Source organism: Bacillus sp. 95MFCvi2.1, from assembly GCF_000374965.1.
GTDB classification, from domain to species: domain Bacteria; phylum Bacillota; class Bacilli; order Bacillales; family Bacillaceae_G; genus Bacillus_A; species Bacillus_A pseudomycoides.
In genome coordinates this window covers 180,165-197,074 of the sequence record NZ_KB895698.1, presented here as the reverse complement: position 1 = coordinate 197,074, position 16,910 = coordinate 180,165, and the positions used below count along the sequence as shown (strand labels likewise).

Below are 16,910 nucleotides of genomic sequence, written 5' to 3'. Positions count from 1 at the left end.
TGAATTTCGCACCATGCGGTGCAAAATGTTATCCGGTATTAGCCCCGGTTTCCCGGAGTTATCCCAGTCTTATGGGCAGGTTACCCACGTGTTACTCACCCGTCCGCCGCTAACTTCATAAGAGCAAGCTCTTAATCCATTCGCTCGACTTGCATGTATTAGGCACGCCGCCAGCGTTCATCCTGAGCCAGGATCAAACTCTCCAATAAAGTTAGTTTGTCTAGCATCTAAAATAAAAATTGACGTTTCACGTTGTTTGTTTCGTTCAGTTTTCAAAGAACTTGTCCATCGCCGATTGGCGACTTCCTTATGTTAGCATCTTCATTTTTCGATGTCAACTAAGTTTTTTAATTTCTTTTTTTCACTTTCTGCGTGTTCCGCATCAGCGACGTTTATTAATATACCATCCTTATTTTTAAATCACAAGTGTTTTTTTAAAAAAACTAAAAAAGTTTTCCACTTAATAATTTCGCCTCTTTATTTCATATTTAAATGGATTTTCTTCCTCCTGACTTCAACAGAATTTTAAAAGGCTAAAATACCCAGCCAACTCTCTAGCTCTTCCTTACAAAACCCTATTCACTCGCTACTTAAGAATAAATTTAGAATTTTTTTACATTTAATTAATGAAAGATATCCAGATTTTGTTATATAGTAACGAAGTAGGCTAAAAAACAACTTAAACGGAGGAATCATTTTTATGGATAGGTTAACAAAATTCTCATTAAAAAATCGAGCCGCTATCATCATCATGGTTTTTCTCATTTCTGTGCTCGGCATTTATTCCGGCTCCAAATTACCGATGGAGTTTCTACCCAGCGTCGATAATCCCGCAATAACTGTCACTACAATGTCTCAAGGGCTAGATGCTGAAACATTGACAAAAGAAGTAACCGAACCGCTCGAAAAAAAGTTTCGAAATTTGGAACACGTCGATACAATAACTTCTTCTACTTATGAAGGTTTATCTCGTATCGATATCGCTTATACATCTAAAGCTAATATGAAGGATGCTACACGCGAGGTCGAAAAAATTACCAGCAACGTAAATTTCCCAAAAGAAATTACAAAACCCGTCGTTAGTCAACTTAATACCTCTATGATTCCACTTGCACAAATTACCGTTCAAAAACAGAATGGTTTTACAAAAGCAGACGAAAAACAGATTGAAGAAGAAATCATCCCGCAACTTGAAAATATCGACGGCGTTGCTAACGTCATGTATTACGGTAAATCAACATCCGAGTTATCTATCCTCTTAGACCCAAATGAAATGAAAAATAAAAACGTAACACCACAGCAAGTATTAGCCGCTTTACAAGGAAAAGAAACTTCCACTCCAGTTGGTCAAGTTACTGTCAATAACGAAGACCACAGCCTACGCGTCATTGGAAATGTCAAGAATGTAGATGAAATAAAAAACATGTCACTTACCCCTCAAATCAAATTACAAGATATAGCTCAAGTAAAAATAAAACAACATTTTGATACCGTTTCACATGTGAATGGCGAAGAGGGAACTGGATTAGTTATTATGAAAGAACCTAGCAAAAATGCTGTTGCAATCGGAAAAGAAATTGATAAAAAAATAAAAACTATAAGCAAAGAATATAAAGATACTTATACAATTAAATTAATATCCTCTACTCACGAACAAGTTGAAAATGCAGTTATGAGCATGGGGAAAGAAGTCATTTTAGGAGCAATTGCTGCGACATTTATTATTTTAATCTTTTTACGCAGCGTTCGAACAACCCTTATCGCTGTCGTTAGTATTCCGTTATCCATTTTACTAACACTATTTTTACTTGATCAATCTAATGTTACATTAAACATTTTAACTCTCGGGGGCTTAGCAGTAGCGGTTGGTCGACTTGTTGACGATAGTATTGTTGTCATTGAAAATATCTTCCGGCGCCTACAAAAAGAACATTTTTCAAAAGACATCATTCTAGACGCCACAAAAGAGGTAGCTGTTGCGATTACCTCTTCTACTTTAACAACAGTCGCTGTCTTTTTACCTATCGGTCTTGTATCAGGTACAATCGGTAAGCTAATGTTACCTATGGTATTGGCCGTTGTATACTCTATACTTTCTTCACTAGTGGTGGCCTTAACCGTTGTTCCACTTATGGCATTTTTATTACTGAGAAAAACAAGGCAGCGTACACCGAAACCTTCAAGAAAGTATACAGCTACTTTAAAGTGGGCCCTTTCACATAAGTTTATTATTTTATTTTCTTCTTTCTTATTATTTGCCGGATCAATTGCTGCTTATATATTACTTCCAAAAGCAAATATCCAATCAGAAGACGATACGATGCTTTCAATTCAGATGACATTCCCAGCAAATTACGATTTTGAATCTAGAAAGCAAACAGCCTTTGATTTTGAAAAAAAATTACTTTCTAACAGCGATGTAAAAGATGTTATTTTACGAATGGGTTCCAGTTCTGAAGATGCACAGTTTGGATTTACAACTAAAAATAACCTTGCATCTATTGCTGTAGTCTTCAAAAAAGGAACAGATATCGATCAATATATCAAAAAACTTAAAAAAGAGCATGCAGACTTTAAACCAGCTGAATTCGATTATACAAAGGCAAACTATTCTAATTCCGGCGGAGGAAACAGCTTGCAATTTAACGTGACAGCAAACAATGAGACGAATTTAAAAAAAGCTGCTGATGTCGTTGAAACAAAACTAAAAAGTATAGACAGTCTTTCTAAAGTAAAAACAAATCGAGAAGAATCAAAAAAGGAATGGCAAATCGATATTGATCAAAAGAAAGCGGAACAAGTTGGATTGACACCAGAAACAGCCGGACAACAAGTTACATTCCTTATGAAAAAATCACCAATTGGGCAACTGACAATTGATGATGAGAAAACAACCATTATGCTGGAACATAAACAAGAAAAGATAAGTAACAAGGAAGATATTCTTAACACAAACATCTTATCACCTATAGCAGGATCAATTCCTTTAAAAGATATTGCAACCATTTCAGAAAAACGATTACAAACAGAGATTTTCCATAAAGATGGAAAAGAAACCATTCAAATAACTGCCGAAGCAACAAATGAAGATTTAAGTAAAGTAAACACTGAAGTGAATAAAGCTATTTCAGAATTAGACCTACCAAACGGTGCGAAAGTTAAAATTGCTGGTGCAACTGAATCAATGCAAGAAGACTTTACAAATTTATTCAAAATCATGGGTATCGCCATCGGGATTGTTTATTTAATTATGGTTATTACTTTCGGGCAAGCACGCGCCCCATTTGCGATTTTATTCTCTTTACCACTAGCTGCTGTTGGCGGTATTTTAGGATTAATCATTTCAAGAACACCAGTCGATTTAAATGCATTAATCGGTGCATTAATGTTAATTGGTATCGTAGTCACCAATGCCATTGTATTAATAGAACGTGTTCAACAAAATAGAGAACACGGCATGACGACACGGGAAGCTTTACTAGAAGCAGGTTCTACAAGGCTACGACCAATTATTATGACAGCCATTACAACAATAGTAGCGATGTTACCATTATTATTCAGCCAATCACAAGCCGGCAGTATGGTATCTAAAAGTTTAGCGGTTGTTGTAATCGGTGGTTTAGCAGTTTCAACTGTGCTCACACTAGTTGTCGTCCCTGTTATGTATGAACTGTTAGATAAATTCGGTAAAAAACGACGCTCACGCAGAAAAGTAGTCTCTTCTATAGATACACCAAAAGCTTAACACCAAAAAAACGTTATCTTCTGTTTTGAAGATAACGTTTTTTCTACTATAATATACAATTATAATTTCACGACTACTCATTCATATACGTCATCACTTCATCAATATAATCCGCTAAAGGCTTCCCAGAATCTACAATAAGATATGTAAAATCAGATGGTCGTTTACTACCATCTAACCCTTCTTTAAACACTTCTTCAGATTCCACTTTCTCAATTTGACTTATCATTCGTTCTCGTGTCTTTAGCCTATTATTAATTTCTTCTATATTATTAAGATAGCATTCAATATATTTGTATTTCACACGATGTTCCCTAGACAAGATCGTCCCCTTTTCCACCATTTCTATATAGAGACACGGGCTATCCAATATTACACTATGCCCCATGGATAGATGAAAATCTATTAGCGCCCATTCGATTTCATACGAAATTCCACCAGCGGCCGTTGTTTCAATTTGACGAGTTTCCAACGACTCTAGTAAGGCCGTTTTCACAATATCATGATCAATCACAATTGCACCTGTATTTTTCGCTATACGTCTAGAAAGTGTTGATTTTCCCGAACCCGGAAAGCCTGACATTTGTAGAAAAAACATGAAAAACTTCCTCTCCATCTCCATTCCAGCATTTACATACACAGGTATATATACAATATTTTATCTTCATACTCCTGCTATAACCGAGATTACCGGATTCACTTCACACAAAAAAGCTCCCTGTTTTTTTATAAACAGAGAGCTTCTTATCCATTTAGGGTACAAGCGTTTAAGCCGCTTTGGCTTTCGGTGTTTTACGAGATTTCTTAGCTCCCGTAAAACGTTTATGAAGTACAGATGCAGTAAAACGGGCAATAATATTAAAGAGTAATACCATAATAATTAAGACTGCTGCTGATTTTGTCGCAATCAGCTTCGCATCAGGAATAATTCCTTCAGAGTTCAATTTCCAAATATGAACCGCTAATGTTTCAGCTGGTCGAAATGGATTCAACGGATGTGCAGGACTTGAAAAATCGGCTGCAGAATTTAAAATCGGTGATGTTAATCCCGCTGTATAAATTAATGCCGCTGCCTCACCAAATATACGACCCGCAGCTAAAATAACCCCCGTAATAATTTGCGGCAATGCTGTGGGGATAATAATTCGCACAATCGTTTGCCATTTTGTTGCACCAAGCCCAAGACTCGCTTCTTTTACATTAGACGGAACTTCCGTAATCGCACTTTCACAAACACGCGTTAGACCCGGTAAATTTAAAATCGTTAAAGCAAGTGCTCCTCCCATTACCGTATAGCCCCAACCAGTCATTGTAACAAACACTAATAAACCAAATAACCCAACAACAATAGAAGGTAGTGATGCCATCGTTTCAATACATAAACGAACAAATCCTAAAAAGCGTCCTTGTTTCGCATATTCCGCAAGATAAATCCCTGCTCCTAATCCAAGCGGAATTGAAATGACTAAGGTAATAACAAGCATATAGAAAGAGTTGAATAACTGCGGACCAATTCCACCTCCAGCTCTTGTATTGCTTGGTTCTCCGAACAAGAAACTTGGATCCCAAAAACCCCAACCCTTTTGCAAAATTTCGTATACTAAGAAAACAAGTAAAGCTACTACAAACGCTGCAACTGCATATAAAATACCCGTCCAAATATTATTTACTTTTCTTGCGTTCATCGCTATCGTTCACCTCTTTGGCCAATTGCTCGTATTACTAAAATAAACAGGAATGAAATAACAAGTAATATCATTGCCAATGTCCATAAAGCGTTATTCCAGGCAGTTCCATTTAACGTATTCGTCATATCCATTGTTAGAATACCTGTCAACGTTGCCGTTGGACTATATATCCCTTCAGGCAATTTAACAGTATTCCCAATTACCATTTGAACCGCTAACGCTTCGCCGAAAGCACGAGCTAATCCTAGAACGACCCCTGTTAAAATACCTTTTTTTGCAGCTGGAACAATAACACGGCTAATCGCTTGCCATTTCGTCGAACCTAAACCATAAGAGGCTTCCAAATAATCAAAGGGAACCGAACGTATTGCATCGGAAGCAATACTAGCAATAGTAGGTAAAATCATAATACTGAGCACAATAATACCGGCAATTAAACTAAAACCAACACCACCGAATGAATCACGTAAAAGCGGAACTAAAATGGTAACCCCTAATAAACCATATACTACTGAAGGAATTCCAACTAACAATTCTAAAACAGGCTTTAATACCTTATTCCCAAACTTTGGTGAAATTAAGTTCATAAATATCGCAAGAGCAAGCGCGATTGGCGCACTAATAACGACCGCACCTAATGAAACAAGCATTGAGCCAACAATAAAGATAACAGCACCAAACGATCCCTGATCAGCATTCGGATTCCATTTTGTTGACGTCAATACCTCAGAAAATGAAATACCACTTTGCGTAAAAGATTGAATTCCTTTCCCGCAAATAAATGCAATAATTGCTAATGTAACAAGAACAATAAATATACCGCAAAACGTAACAAGCGTTCTTCCGATATATTCACTTTTTACATAATTAATTTGTTTTTTCCCCTTCATCACAGGACACAACCCCACTTCATAGATTGAAATGAACAAGGCTGGCCTCGCAGCCAGCCCGTTAAATGTTTACTTATTCAGTTTAGACATTGGAATATAACCCATATCTTCAACTTGTTTTTCGAAGTCTTTACCTTTTACATAATCGATATAAGCTTTTGTAGCTTCTTTCGCTTCTCCTTTTGTTACCATGTACTCATAAGACCAGAATGGATATTTGCCCGCAGAAATATTTTCAACTTTTGGCTCTGCACCATCAATTTTCACAGTTTGTAATGCACCTTTTTTATCGCCTACCATATAAGACATTGCAAGATAACTAATAGAACCAGGAGTAGAGTTAATTGCTTGTTCTACCGCACCGTTAGAATCTTGTGTTGTACCTGTTCCATCGTTAATCTTCGCATCTTTCATAACTGTTTTTTCAAATGTAGCACGTGTACCAGAAGATGCAGGACGGTTTACCACGTTAATTTTCTCATCTTTACCGCCTAGCTCTTTCCAGTTTGTAACTTTTCCAGAGAAGATATCTTGTACTTGTTTCACAGTTAAGTTATCAACCTTCACATCTTTATTTACAACAAGTGCAAATGCAATACCTGCCACTTTGTTATCTACTAATTCCTTCGCTTTTTCTGGATCTTTTATTTTATCTGCAGCTGGAACATCAGAGTTACCGATTTGAACCGCCCCAGAAGCTACTTGGTTAATCCCTGTTCCACTACCGCCACCTTGAACTTGAATAGAAACTTTCGAATTCTTTTCCATGAATTTTTTACCCGCTTCTTCAGCAAGCGGTTGAAGAGCTGTAGAACCAGCTGCCGCAATTGTACCCGACAATTCTTGTTTTGCATCGTTACTACCTTTAGCAGTTTCTTTGCTATCTGTGCTTTCTGATTTGCCACATCCAACTAAAGCACCAGCAACCACTAATGCCGCTAACGAAAATTTAATACCTTTTTTCATAACCATGTCTTGTACCCCCATTTGGATTATCGCTTTTTCACATTCATCTACTTCTTTCGAACACAAATTCATTGTAGGACAATAATATTGTGTTAGTGTTAAGCGATTTTTAATTTTAAGTAAATAGAGGTCATAAGTCTAAAAACCCATATATCCCAACTCTTTTTATAAGAAAGACCAAAAGAATCCACACAAAATTGCACGTATTGTAAATTTACTTTTAATAATGTAAATGTATTGTAAATAAAATTCTTGGTTTCACTACTTATATTAAAAATACATTTACAAATCTCTTTATTTTTTGAACTTTATAGCGTTCACTCCACATGTATCCCACATAATTTCAGTAATATTTTTCTGTACAACACAATAAATTGGAACAATTCTAAAAATAATTGAATATTTTTAAAGTACCAATTGACAACATCATTTCATGTAGTCTACTATATTAGTAACAAAAAGTTTCCCTCGGCAAACTTTTTAAACCAACACTAAAAATATAGAGAAGAGGTAACTTTTATGGTATCGGCTAATATCAAACCCCTTTCAAATTTCCAAACAGGGCAGTTTGTACAAATCGAGAAGATACAATTAGAAGGAACTATGAAACGTCGTTTATTAGATTTAGGCTTTATTCCCGGAGCTACTATTAAAGTATTACAAAGAAGCCCGCTCGGAGATCCAACCGCTTATCAAGTGAGCAATACGACCATTGCACTGCGTAGTGAAGAAAGTTCCCTTATTTTCGGGAGATTAATAGGAGATGATTTAGTATGAAAAACCATCGCATTGCGCTAGCAGGAAACCCAAATACCGGAAAGAGCACATTGTTTAATACGTTAACAGGATTAAAACAACATACCGGAAACTGGACTGGCAAAACTGTATTAAAAGCAGAAGGTGAATATGAACATAACGGAAGTGTATATACCGTAATTGATTTACCTGGAACATACTCCCTATATTCAAACTCTGCAGATGAGGAAGTTGCACGGGATTATATTATTTTTGAAAAACCTGAGGTAACAGTAGTAGTTGTAGATGCAACTGCAATGGAAAGAAATTTAAATTTAGCGTTACAAGTGATGGAAATGACTAACGACGTTATAGTGTGTATTAACTTAATCGATGAAGCAGAAAAAAAAGGAATCGTCATTGATGAAAAGAAATTAGCAAAATCACTGGGTGTACCTGTAGTCAAAATTTCGGCTCGAAACCGCGTTGGAATCGGACATTTGCTAAATGTAATTGCTAAGGTGGCTAGCAAAAAATTAATTCCTACACCTGTTCAAATTACTTATAATGAACAAATTGAAAATATGATTCAGGAATTAGAACCTCAAATTTATAAAGTATTCGGTGATACATACCCTGCACGCTGGGTTGCACTACGAATACTAGATGGAGATAAAAACTTTCTAGCTACACTTCAAAAACATCATAAAGAGCCGCTGATAAGGGAGGTCGTAATAAATGAAATCTCACTCAGCCAGTAAGGCTCTTCCATTAGATTATATTGTTCAACATGCACAAACACTTACAAAAGATGATATACGAGATGATATTGTAGGTGATATTTATCGAACTTCCGCAAGTATATGTAAAGAAGCTGTTCAATACACGAATACTGATAAGTTATACCGTTCAGAGAGGCTAGATAAAATTTTCACTTCTCCTATATTCGGATTCCCAATTATGCTCGGAATTTTATCTATTATTTTTTATCTTACAATTGCAGGAGCTAACGTGCCATCTGATATGATTGCTGAATTTTTCGGGTGGGCAGAAGGTCATTTAACCGCTTGGTTTCAAGCGATGAATGCACCGAATTGGGTACATGGCATCTTAATTCTCGGCTTATTCCGTGGTACTGGAGCTGTAATTAGTGTTATGTTACCACCTATGGCTATTTTCTTCCCTATGTTTGCTTTATTGGAAAATTACGGATATTTACCGCGTGTTGCTTTTAACATGGATCGTTTATTCAAACGTTCTGGCGCTCACGGAAAACAATCATTAACAATGGCAATGGGGTTTGGTTGTAACGCTGCTGCCATTATGTCAACACGTATTATCGAATCACCACGCGAGCGTATGTTAGCGATTTTAACAAATAACTTCGTTCCATGTAATGGACGTTGGCCTACATTAATATTAATGGCATCATTATTCATGGCCGCTGGATATACCGGCAGTATGCAAACACTTGTTACGGCAGGTGTTGTAGTCGGAATGGTTATAATTGGGGTTATTGTAACATTAACTGTATCTTGGGTATTATCAAAAACCGCTTTAAAAGGCGTCCCAACTCACTATACGTTAGAGTTACCACCATACCGTAAGCCGAAAATTTGGAATACAATTGTACGTTCCACACTTGATAAGTCATTATATGTTTTAAAACGCGCGGTTATCGTAGCTGCACCGGCCGCTATGCTAACTTGGGTATTAGCAAATATTTATGTTGGTGACACAAGCCTACTTATGTATTTTGTGAATTTCTTAGATCCATTCGCTAAATCACTCGGTCTTGACGGATTTATTCTAGCTGCATTCATCCTTGGTTTGCCAGCTAATGAAATTGTCATTCCAATTTTATTAATGTCTTATTTATCAACTGGTGCTTTAACCGAACTAGATGATTTAAACCAAATTAAAAACTTGTTCTTAGAACATGGCTGGACTTGGTTAACTGCGTTAAATACAATGTTGTTCTCACTACTTCATTTCCCATGCGGAACAACATTGGTTAACATATATAAAGAAACAAAAAGTCCCAAATGGACATTTCTATCGTTTGCAATCCCTACCGTAATCGCCATTGTTGTTACATTCCTCACATCGCAATTGGTACATTGGTTAGGGCTTGTATAAAGTGAAACTTCTATCAGTCGGGAGTTTTCTTCATCCCCACTTGTCTGTAAAGGCCCGCATCAATCAGGCTTTTACGGACAGTTATTCACCACCTATCTTCCTCGCTTTCATTTGAATTTTGCGGTGGGTGGATTACTTTTCGTTAATGCGGGATAAAGTGAGACAGGTATCAATAGAGGGAATCTCATTAACGCTTCGTTGATTATTAAAGGAATTCTGAGATTTATTCAGATTTCCTTTTTTGCTTATTCTTTTGCCACGGCTGTGCACCATACTCCATAATTTTCTTATGAAGAAAGTATACTGTATATGGGAGAATTGCCATTAATACCGTGCAGGTTATACTTAATTTAGTAAACAAGACAACCCCTCCTACTTTACCCGAGTCGGCAATGAAGAACCCGAATGTTCAATTGTTGGATGTACTTGAACCACAATGTCACAATTACTAAAATAGTTCTTACCTTGATCCCAATTCTTTTTTATTTTGCTCCACTTTTTATAATCATGACGTTTATATTCTTCTCCCACGCCTAATACATCCACCTTATAATCTTTTTGCACAATTTTTATTGTTTTTTGAATACGTTTTTCCATCTCTTTTGCAATATACTGCTTTAGTTTCTTCTCTCCCACAACTTGGTCATGATCACTAAAATGCAGTTCCGCCAAAGTTCCTTCTAACGATAAATCAATAACAAACTTTGGCTTAGTAGCATTTGTAACAGACGTAGTAATTTTACGACGCATTTTATGAATTTCATATGTAACAAATTCATTCCCTTTACGAATCGTAAAAAAACCCGCCATCTTCTTTCCAATAATATAATTTAATCCTAGTGTATTTTCTCCACTCAACCTACCGACAAGCTTATTATCCTTCCCTCTAAATAAAGCCGCTCCATTCATTTGCACCCCTTGTTTTGTCAATCCTAAAACAGGCAATACAAAACTTCTTTTAGCTGTAATTTTCTCCTGAATATCACCAATCCGAGCCGCTTCTATCATCTGTGCATTTTTCGGAGCGTGGTCAACTAACATATCAATATACTTTGCAGGTAAATTCTCAGGTTTTGCACTTTGGTTTAATATATCCTCTGCTTTTTTTTCAGAAACAAAAATACGAATGTTCCGTCTCATTTCATGGTCACGAACATATACATCCAATGTATTTTCTAACACATACGGTTTTGCTAACAAATCGTTAGAAAAAATTAGCACTTGTATATGAGGGAAAAATAGTGCACGACTAATCTTTTTAGCAACGATACGAATTTGTTCAAAAACCCCATCTGCTACCGCACTAATATTAATATAGTTTTTACTCCCCGTATTTCCTTGTGCTCCTTGTGGTGTTAGCGTTCTAGGCAAAACCATTTGGTATGTTCCCTTCATAACCGGATTGGACTTTTTTTCTTTTACAAGATCGTACGCTGCCCCTACAACAAAGCCTCTTTCTTCAATTTCTTCTTGTTCAGAACAAGCACTCAGGTAACATAACAAACTAATCAGGTATATGAATTTAAGAAGGCGTTTCATTTCTACCAGCCCTTCTTTTTATTTTATATACAATTAGCACTAGTAAGGGCACCAATAGGATACACCCCATATCTATCCAAGCTAAATATGTACCATAATCCGATAACTTTCTCACATCTCCTGGAACCATATTGATCATAAAAATAATAGGTGCACTTATAAAAATAAAAATATGTTTATTTAATTTAGAAAACATTGCACAAAACAATAGAGAAGCAATGTCATAATACATAGCTGTTGTGTTATAAACCGTAATAATCCAAGTCGTAAAGAAGATTGCGTCGAATCGTTCTAAAAATCCTCCTCCAATTTCAATTTCCTTTCCCAACTCAATTGTAGGATACGTTAAACTCCTCGTTGTCATATACGTAAAGACGCTAATACAGGTTACATAAATTAAAATATACGACATAACAGTTACCATTACTCCTTTAGCTACAGCCAAAGGAGCTTTTTTTATATTCCCCTTCAACATCATGGAATAAAAAAGAGCAACTTCGAATCCAATAAAAGTGAAAATAGAATCTTTAATTCCTGCTGCATATTTACTTACTTTCGTTTGAAATACCGGTAATAAGCTATTTATCTCCATTAAATTTATATTTAATAAAGACAAGAGCAACATAGCTATTAGGACAATCGGTAAAAATATTACATTCAGTCTTAATAATGCAGCTCTTGATCCACTTACTCCGTAAATCACAACCAGTAAAAAGAAAAAAGAAAGCCATTGTATAGGCGTATCACTAAATAAATACATTTGTGAAATAATAGAGATCGTTCTGATCTCATACGCTGTCAACGCAACAAATGTCAAAATCAAAATAACACTAAATACGTAAGTAACTGGTTTTGTTAAATGAGCACTTGTATATTCAACAAAATTTTGTTTTGGAAATAAAATCGCAACTTTTGTTACAAACCAAGCAAAAAATGCACATATAATTCCACCCGCTAATAAAATGATCCAACCATCAGAAAACAAAGTTTGTGTAGCAATGACCCTTGGCATTGACAACGCACCGGTACCAATAATGGCTGAAGATACTGCAACAGCAAGTTCACGAGATCCAATTTCTTCATCCCCGTACTTAAACGGTCTCAATTTACTTCCGCTCCTTTGGACGTAATGTACCATCCTTCGTTTGCAAATATTCTGGTCGTTCCTTAAGCATTGCTTTTGGTAAGCGAATAATTTCTTCTTTCCAATCTTTATAGAATGCTGGCGCAATAGGCGTAGTATAAGGTACCCCCACACTCTTTAAATTTGTAAGGTGAATTCCTAGGGCAATTAAAGCCAAAATAATACCGTATAATCCGAATACTGTAGCAGCTAAAACGAATACAAATAATAAAATTCGAAATGTAATTGTGATGCTATATACCGGAAGAGAAAAAGTAGCAATGGCAGTTACAGCAATGATAATTACTAAAAAAGGATTTACAATCCCTGCACTTACTGCCGCTTCTCCAATTACAAGTCCACCAACAATTCCGATTGTTTGCCCCATCGGTCTTGGTAACCTGATACCGGCCTCTCTTATCAGTTCCATCGTGAGCGCCATCATAAACGTTTCAATATAAGCTGGAAATGGCACCCCTTCTCTCGCTCCAGCAATAGAATAAGCCAATTTCGATGGAATCAGCCCTTGATGATAAGAGACAAGAGCTACATACATAGCTGGCAATAAAACTGCAATAATACCAGCACCCATTCGTAAAAACCTTAGTAACGTTCCAATTATCCAACGTTCATAATGATCTTCTACGGATTGAAATATATCAATCAAAACTAGTGGGGCAATGAGAGCAAAAGGAGATCCGTCTACTAAAATTGCCGCTTTTCCTTTCGCCAACGAAGCGACTACATTATCAGGTCTTTCTGTACTCAAAAATTGCGGGAAAGGCGACAAATTATTATCTTGAATTAACTGTTCAATTGTTCCTGTTTCAAGAACAATATCTGTTACTATCGATTGGAGCCTTCGATTTAACTCTTCTACAAAATAAGGATTAATAATATCTTCTATATATACTAAAGTTACTTCTTTTTGCGAACGCTTCCCCATGATATAAGATTGAAACCTGAGCTGCGGATCACGCAGACTACGACGAATTAACATTTTATTTACATTAATATCCTCATTAAATCCAATTCTTGGTCCACGGATTAAAGCTTCTGTAACCGGAGATTCTAAACTTCTTTTTTCCCACGCTCGACTGTTTACAACTACCGCAGATGGAATGTCATCAATTAGTACGATTGTATCTCCAGCTAAAAGAGCATTTATAATCCCCGGAAACGTTTTTGCAATACTCACCTCTGTAATAGAAAGGAAACGATCCAGCAGAGTTTGAATGATTGCAGCTTGTTTTGGTAATTCTTCATATTGAAGTGGCCTGATAATAAACTTATAAATATTATCTTTATCTGTTAATCCGCATAAAAAAACAACCGCACAACGTGTAGAGCAACCGGCAAGTGTAAATTCTCTAACCGTTAGATCATTAGGTGAATCTAACTTTTCTCGAATTTCCTTTGTAATTTTAGATAAGTTAGCATCTAACTTTAACAAATTCCCCACCTAACTTTCTTTTCAACAAGTTGTAGTTAGATTTCGCCAATAGAAACAAATATATACAAAAAGAGCTATCTCTTTTATAAGATAGCTCTTACATATGAATTATTTATCCCGCATTAACGGACAGTAACACTCCCGATTGGTGAGTGCTAATAATCAGTGGGAGATGGAGAAAACCCCCACTGATTAAAGTTTCACTTTATCTACTATCTCCTTTTCTCATAAAATTCAACACAGATGAAACAAAAACTTCTACCCCAATCGGCAAAGCATCTTCATCAATTGTAAAACGAGGATGATGATGCGGATACACAATCCCCTTCTCTTTATTCCCAGCACCAATAAAGAAAAATGTGCCTGGAGCTTCTTGTAAAAAGGCCGAAAAATCTTCTCCGGCCATCGTCGGCTCTAAACGAACTACTTGTTCCCTTCCGTAAAGCTCTAGTGCTGTATTTTCAACAAATTGCGTAACCTGTTCATCATTTACAACTGGACGATAGCCGTACTCATATGAAAATGTATAATTTGCGCCATAAGATTCCGTAATATGTTTAACAAACTTTTCAATTCGCTGCGCAGTTTGTTCTCGTAATTCATGCTTCAGACTTCTTACCGTCCCTTCAATTGTTGCCTGTTCTGGAATTACATTATGCGTTGTTCCCGCATGAAACTGCGTTACAGATAAAACGAGAGAATCTAGCGGATTCGTAAGACGCGATACGATTTGTTGGAGCTGCGTAATTATTTGTGTACCGATTGCAATACTATCAACTGTTTCATGCGGAATACCCGCATGTCCACCTTTTCCTTCTATTGATATTTTAAATACATCAGGCGCCGCCATCGCTGGACCATAAATCACACCAACTTTGCCAACTTCTAAAGAAGCCCAAAGATGCGCCCCGATAATATAATCCACATTTTCCATCACGCCTGCTGCAACCATTTCTTGTGCACCACCTGGAAAATTTTCTTCAGCATGTTGAAATAGAAAACGAATTTCCCCTTTAATTTTTTCCCTTTGCTCTACGAGCGCATATACAGTGCCAAGGAGCATTGCAATGTGACCATCATGCCCACATGCATGCATCACTCCTGGATATGTAGAAACAAATTCAAATTGATTTTCTTCTTGAATTGGAAGGGCATCCATATCAGCACGAATTGCAATCACTTTTCCAGGTTGTTCACCAATTAATCTTGCCATCATGCTGTACTTTGTCGGCCTTGAAATTTCTAGATGAGGAATTGTTTGAAGCATGTCGTATATATACTGAGATGTTTTTTCTTCTTGAAAAGATAACTCTGGATATCTGTGAAAATGCCTTCTCCATTTTATTAATCGTTCTTTAGAAAGAACAATACCTTTGATTTCACCCATCTATCCTCTTCCTTTCTTCACTAAGCTAAACGTTATTATAGCTCGAAGTAAAAACAAAATAAACAATATTCCGAATATTTAACTTACAATAAAAGCCACCTAACATTAGATAGCTTTTATTTTTATAAAATAGTAATTGCTTGTTTTCCCATTTGTTCCCACGCTTTTTCAAATTCAGAACGTGATACTTTTTTATTCGGATTGTTAGCTAACGGATCATTCATATATACAAAGTTTTGATCGTACCCAACAACTACTGCACTATGCTCATAATATGTAATTTTCACATCACCGTTATTTGTATTCCAGGTTTCAAAACTCTCCTCAGCTAGCGGCTGAAACGTTGTATTTGCAATTACCCATACTGGTGAGCCTGAACTAATGACTTTATATACATCTTCAATCTCTCTTCCAGTTAAATTAATCGTTTTTTCAGGTACATATTTTTCTGCAAGTTTAAAAATCGGCCCATGATAAACACCGTAACCTGGTTCGGATTTCGTATAAATATTTCCAACAAATCCTTCATGAGGATTTCCTCGAAGATTATTTTCTTTAAATGGAACATGATTGATTTCACTTGCAAGTTGCATCTTATCCACTTGTACACCTTTATACTGCAATAACATTGCTAAACTCGTAACCTCACAACCTCGCTGTAATTCCGGAAGTTGTTTTATAAATGGAACATTTTCAATCATAGCTGTTTCTTTCATATCAAACAAAAAATTCACTCGTAACTCTTGTACTTTTTGAAGAATTTTATTTTTCCCTACAAAAATAGCAACAACAAGTATAATTCCTACAATACATATATATTTGAATTTTTTAAACATATGCAAAACTCCATTACATCATTATTTTCATCAAACACTATCCTTTTTATTGTACCTTTCTTCTACCTAGTTTGCTAGAAAGATTATATGAATTATTATTCAATTCAACTGTTTTAAAATTCTAATTTTTTGTAATAAAAAGAAAAATGAATATACATTTTCAGAATATTTTGCTAGAATTAAAAATGTTTAATGTGGTTAAAGAAATTGAATTTCTTTTATTCACAAAACAAAAATCAAGGAACACTAATCGTTTCGTTGTTGTTTTTTATGACTACTCAAGCACCCAGAAAATATACGTAATCCATTCGTATAGGAACATAAAGAAAACTACAATCAGTATGTTTTTTATCCCCCACTGATGATTAGCGAAACGAAGCAAGCTCAATATTCATTGAGTAAAACAAAC

General features: G+C 36.0%; 14 protein-coding genes and 1 rRNA gene. 4 read left to right on the top strand and 11 right to left on the bottom strand.

Annotated elements, in window-relative coordinates:
• Positions 1-209 (bottom strand): 16S ribosomal RNA (locus C568_RS0114740); the annotation flags it as partial.
• A 491-nt stretch (positions 210-700) separates the two neighbouring features.
• Between C568_RS0114740 and C568_RS0114735 the strand changes: the two genes are divergently transcribed.
• Entirely contained in the window at positions 701-3,745 is a 3,045-nt protein-coding gene (locus C568_RS0114735) for an efflux RND transporter permease subunit (protein WP_018781983.1), read from the top strand.
• Positions 3,746-3,818: 73 nt separating this feature from the next.
• Here the strand turns inward: C568_RS0114735 and C568_RS0114730 are convergent, their stop codons facing one another.
• From C568_RS0114730 to C568_RS0114715, 4 genes are all read right to left on the bottom strand, one after another.
• Positions 3,819-4,343, bottom strand: coding sequence for an AAA family ATPase (locus C568_RS0114730; protein ID WP_018781982.1), 525 nt, complete (start codon positions 4,341-4,343; stop codon positions 3,819-3,821).
• 169 nt (positions 4,344-4,512) lie between these two features.
• On the bottom strand, positions 4,513-5,430 hold the full coding sequence (pstA, locus tag C568_RS0114725) for a phosphate ABC transporter permease PstA (RefSeq protein ID WP_018781981.1): 918 nt from the start codon (positions 5,428-5,430) through the stop codon (positions 4,513-4,515).
• A gap of 2 nt (positions 5,431-5,432) precedes the next feature.
• Positions 5,433-6,323: a phosphate ABC transporter permease subunit PstC gene (gene pstC / locus C568_RS0114720; RefSeq protein ID WP_026008547.1), complete on the bottom strand. Its 891-nt coding sequence runs from the start codon at positions 6,321-6,323 to the stop codon at positions 5,433-5,435.
• Between the two features lie 69 nt (positions 6,324-6,392).
• Positions 6,393-7,295 carry a phosphate ABC transporter substrate-binding protein PstS family protein gene (locus C568_RS0114715; RefSeq protein WP_018765526.1) on the bottom strand — a complete coding sequence of 301 codons (903 nt, stop codon included), beginning with the start codon at positions 7,293-7,295 and terminating at the stop codon, positions 6,393-6,395.
• A gap of 513 nt (positions 7,296-7,808) precedes the next feature.
• Here C568_RS0114715 and C568_RS0114710 point away from each other — a divergent pair.
• Genes C568_RS0114710 through C568_RS0114700 form a run of 3 tightly spaced genes read left to right on the top strand, consistent with a single transcriptional unit; the run spans position 7,809 to position 10,163 of the window.
• Positions 7,809-8,066, top strand: a complete 258-nt coding sequence (locus C568_RS0114710; RefSeq protein WP_006093576.1) for a FeoA family protein — start codon at positions 7,809-7,811, stop codon at positions 8,064-8,066.
• Positions 8,063-8,785 (top strand): FeoB small GTPase domain-containing protein, encoded by a 723-nt coding sequence (locus C568_RS0114705; protein WP_018765527.1) that lies wholly within the window; start codon positions 8,063-8,065, stop codon positions 8,783-8,785. The genes C568_RS0114710 and C568_RS0114705 overlap by 4 nt, the downstream gene beginning before the upstream one ends.
• On the top strand, positions 8,763-10,163 hold the full coding sequence (locus tag C568_RS0114700) for a nucleoside recognition domain-containing protein (protein WP_018781980.1): 1,401 nt from the start codon (positions 8,763-8,765) through the stop codon (positions 10,161-10,163). The genes C568_RS0114705 and C568_RS0114700 overlap by 23 nt, the downstream gene beginning before the upstream one ends.
• 223 nt (positions 10,164-10,386) lie before the next feature.
• Here the strand turns inward: C568_RS0114700 and C568_RS34760 are convergent, their stop codons facing one another.
• The 6 genes from C568_RS34760 to C568_RS0114670 all read right to left on the bottom strand — a co-directional run bounded on the left by C568_RS34760 (position 10,387) and on the right by C568_RS0114670 (position 16,501).
• Positions 10,387-10,524, bottom strand: coding sequence for a hypothetical protein (locus tag C568_RS34760; RefSeq protein ID WP_018781979.1), 138 nt, complete (start codon positions 10,522-10,524; stop codon positions 10,387-10,389).
• A gap of 11 nt (positions 10,525-10,535) precedes the next feature.
• Positions 10,536-11,702: a Ger(x)C family spore germination protein gene (locus C568_RS0114690; RefSeq protein ID WP_018781978.1), complete on the bottom strand. Its 1,167-nt coding sequence runs from the start codon at positions 11,700-11,702 to the stop codon at positions 10,536-10,538.
• Positions 11,686-12,807, bottom strand: coding sequence for an endospore germination permease (locus C568_RS0114685; RefSeq protein WP_018781977.1), 1,122 nt, complete (start codon positions 12,805-12,807; stop codon positions 11,686-11,688). Before C568_RS0114685 ends, C568_RS0114690 begins: the two co-directional genes overlap by 17 nt.
• A gap of 1 nt (position 12,808) precedes the next feature.
• A complete protein-coding gene (locus tag C568_RS0114680) occupies positions 12,809-14,287 on the bottom strand; it encodes a spore germination protein (protein ID WP_029427315.1) in 1,479 nt (492 codons plus the stop codon).
• Positions 14,288-14,483: 196 nt separating this feature from the next.
• Positions 14,484-15,665, bottom strand: a complete 1,182-nt coding sequence (locus tag C568_RS0114675) for a M20 family metallopeptidase (protein WP_018781975.1) — start codon at positions 15,663-15,665, stop codon at positions 14,484-14,486.
• A 122-nt stretch (positions 15,666-15,787) separates the two neighbouring features.
• Positions 15,788-16,501, bottom strand: coding sequence for a C39 family peptidase (locus C568_RS0114670; RefSeq protein WP_006093569.1), 714 nt, complete (start codon positions 16,499-16,501; stop codon positions 15,788-15,790).
• Positions 16,502-16,910: the final 409 nt, after the last annotated feature.

Bases quoted from the DNA above. Each gene is read 5' to 3' on its own strand.
- C568_RS0114735 (WP_018781983.1), top strand. From the start codon at position 701: ATGGATAGGTTAACAAAATTCTCATTAAAAAATCGAGCCGCTATCATC.
- C568_RS0114705 (WP_018765527.1), top strand. From the start codon at position 8,063: ATGAAAAACCATCGCATTGCGCTAGCAGGAAACCCAAATACCGGAAAG.
- pstA (WP_018781981.1), bottom strand. From the start codon at position 5,430: ATGAACGCAAGAAAAGTAAATAATATTTGGACGGGTATTTTATATGCA.
- C568_RS0114700 (WP_018781980.1), top strand. From the start codon at position 8,763: ATGAAATCTCACTCAGCCAGTAAGGCTCTTCCATTAGATTATATTGTT.
- C568_RS0114710 (WP_006093576.1), top strand. From the start codon at position 7,809: ATGGTATCGGCTAATATCAAACCCCTTTCAAATTTCCAAACAGGGCAG.
- pstC (WP_026008547.1), bottom strand. From the start codon at position 6,323: ATGAAGGGGAAAAAACAAATTAATTATGTAAAAAGTGAATATATCGGA.
- C568_RS0114715 (WP_018765526.1), bottom strand. From the start codon at position 7,295: ATGGTTATGAAAAAAGGTATTAAATTTTCGTTAGCGGCATTAGTGGTT.
- C568_RS0114670 (WP_006093569.1), bottom strand. From the start codon at position 16,501: ATGTTTAAAAAATTCAAATATATATGTATTGTAGGAATTATACTTGTT.
- C568_RS0114675 (WP_018781975.1), bottom strand. From the start codon at position 15,665: ATGGGTGAAATCAAAGGTATTGTTCTTTCTAAAGAACGATTAATAAAA.
- C568_RS0114730 (WP_018781982.1), bottom strand. From the start codon at position 4,343: ATGTTTTTTCTACAAATGTCAGGCTTTCCGGGTTCGGGAAAATCAACA.
- C568_RS0114690 (WP_018781978.1), bottom strand. From the start codon at position 11,702: ATGAAACGCCTTCTTAAATTCATATACCTGATTAGTTTGTTATGTTAC.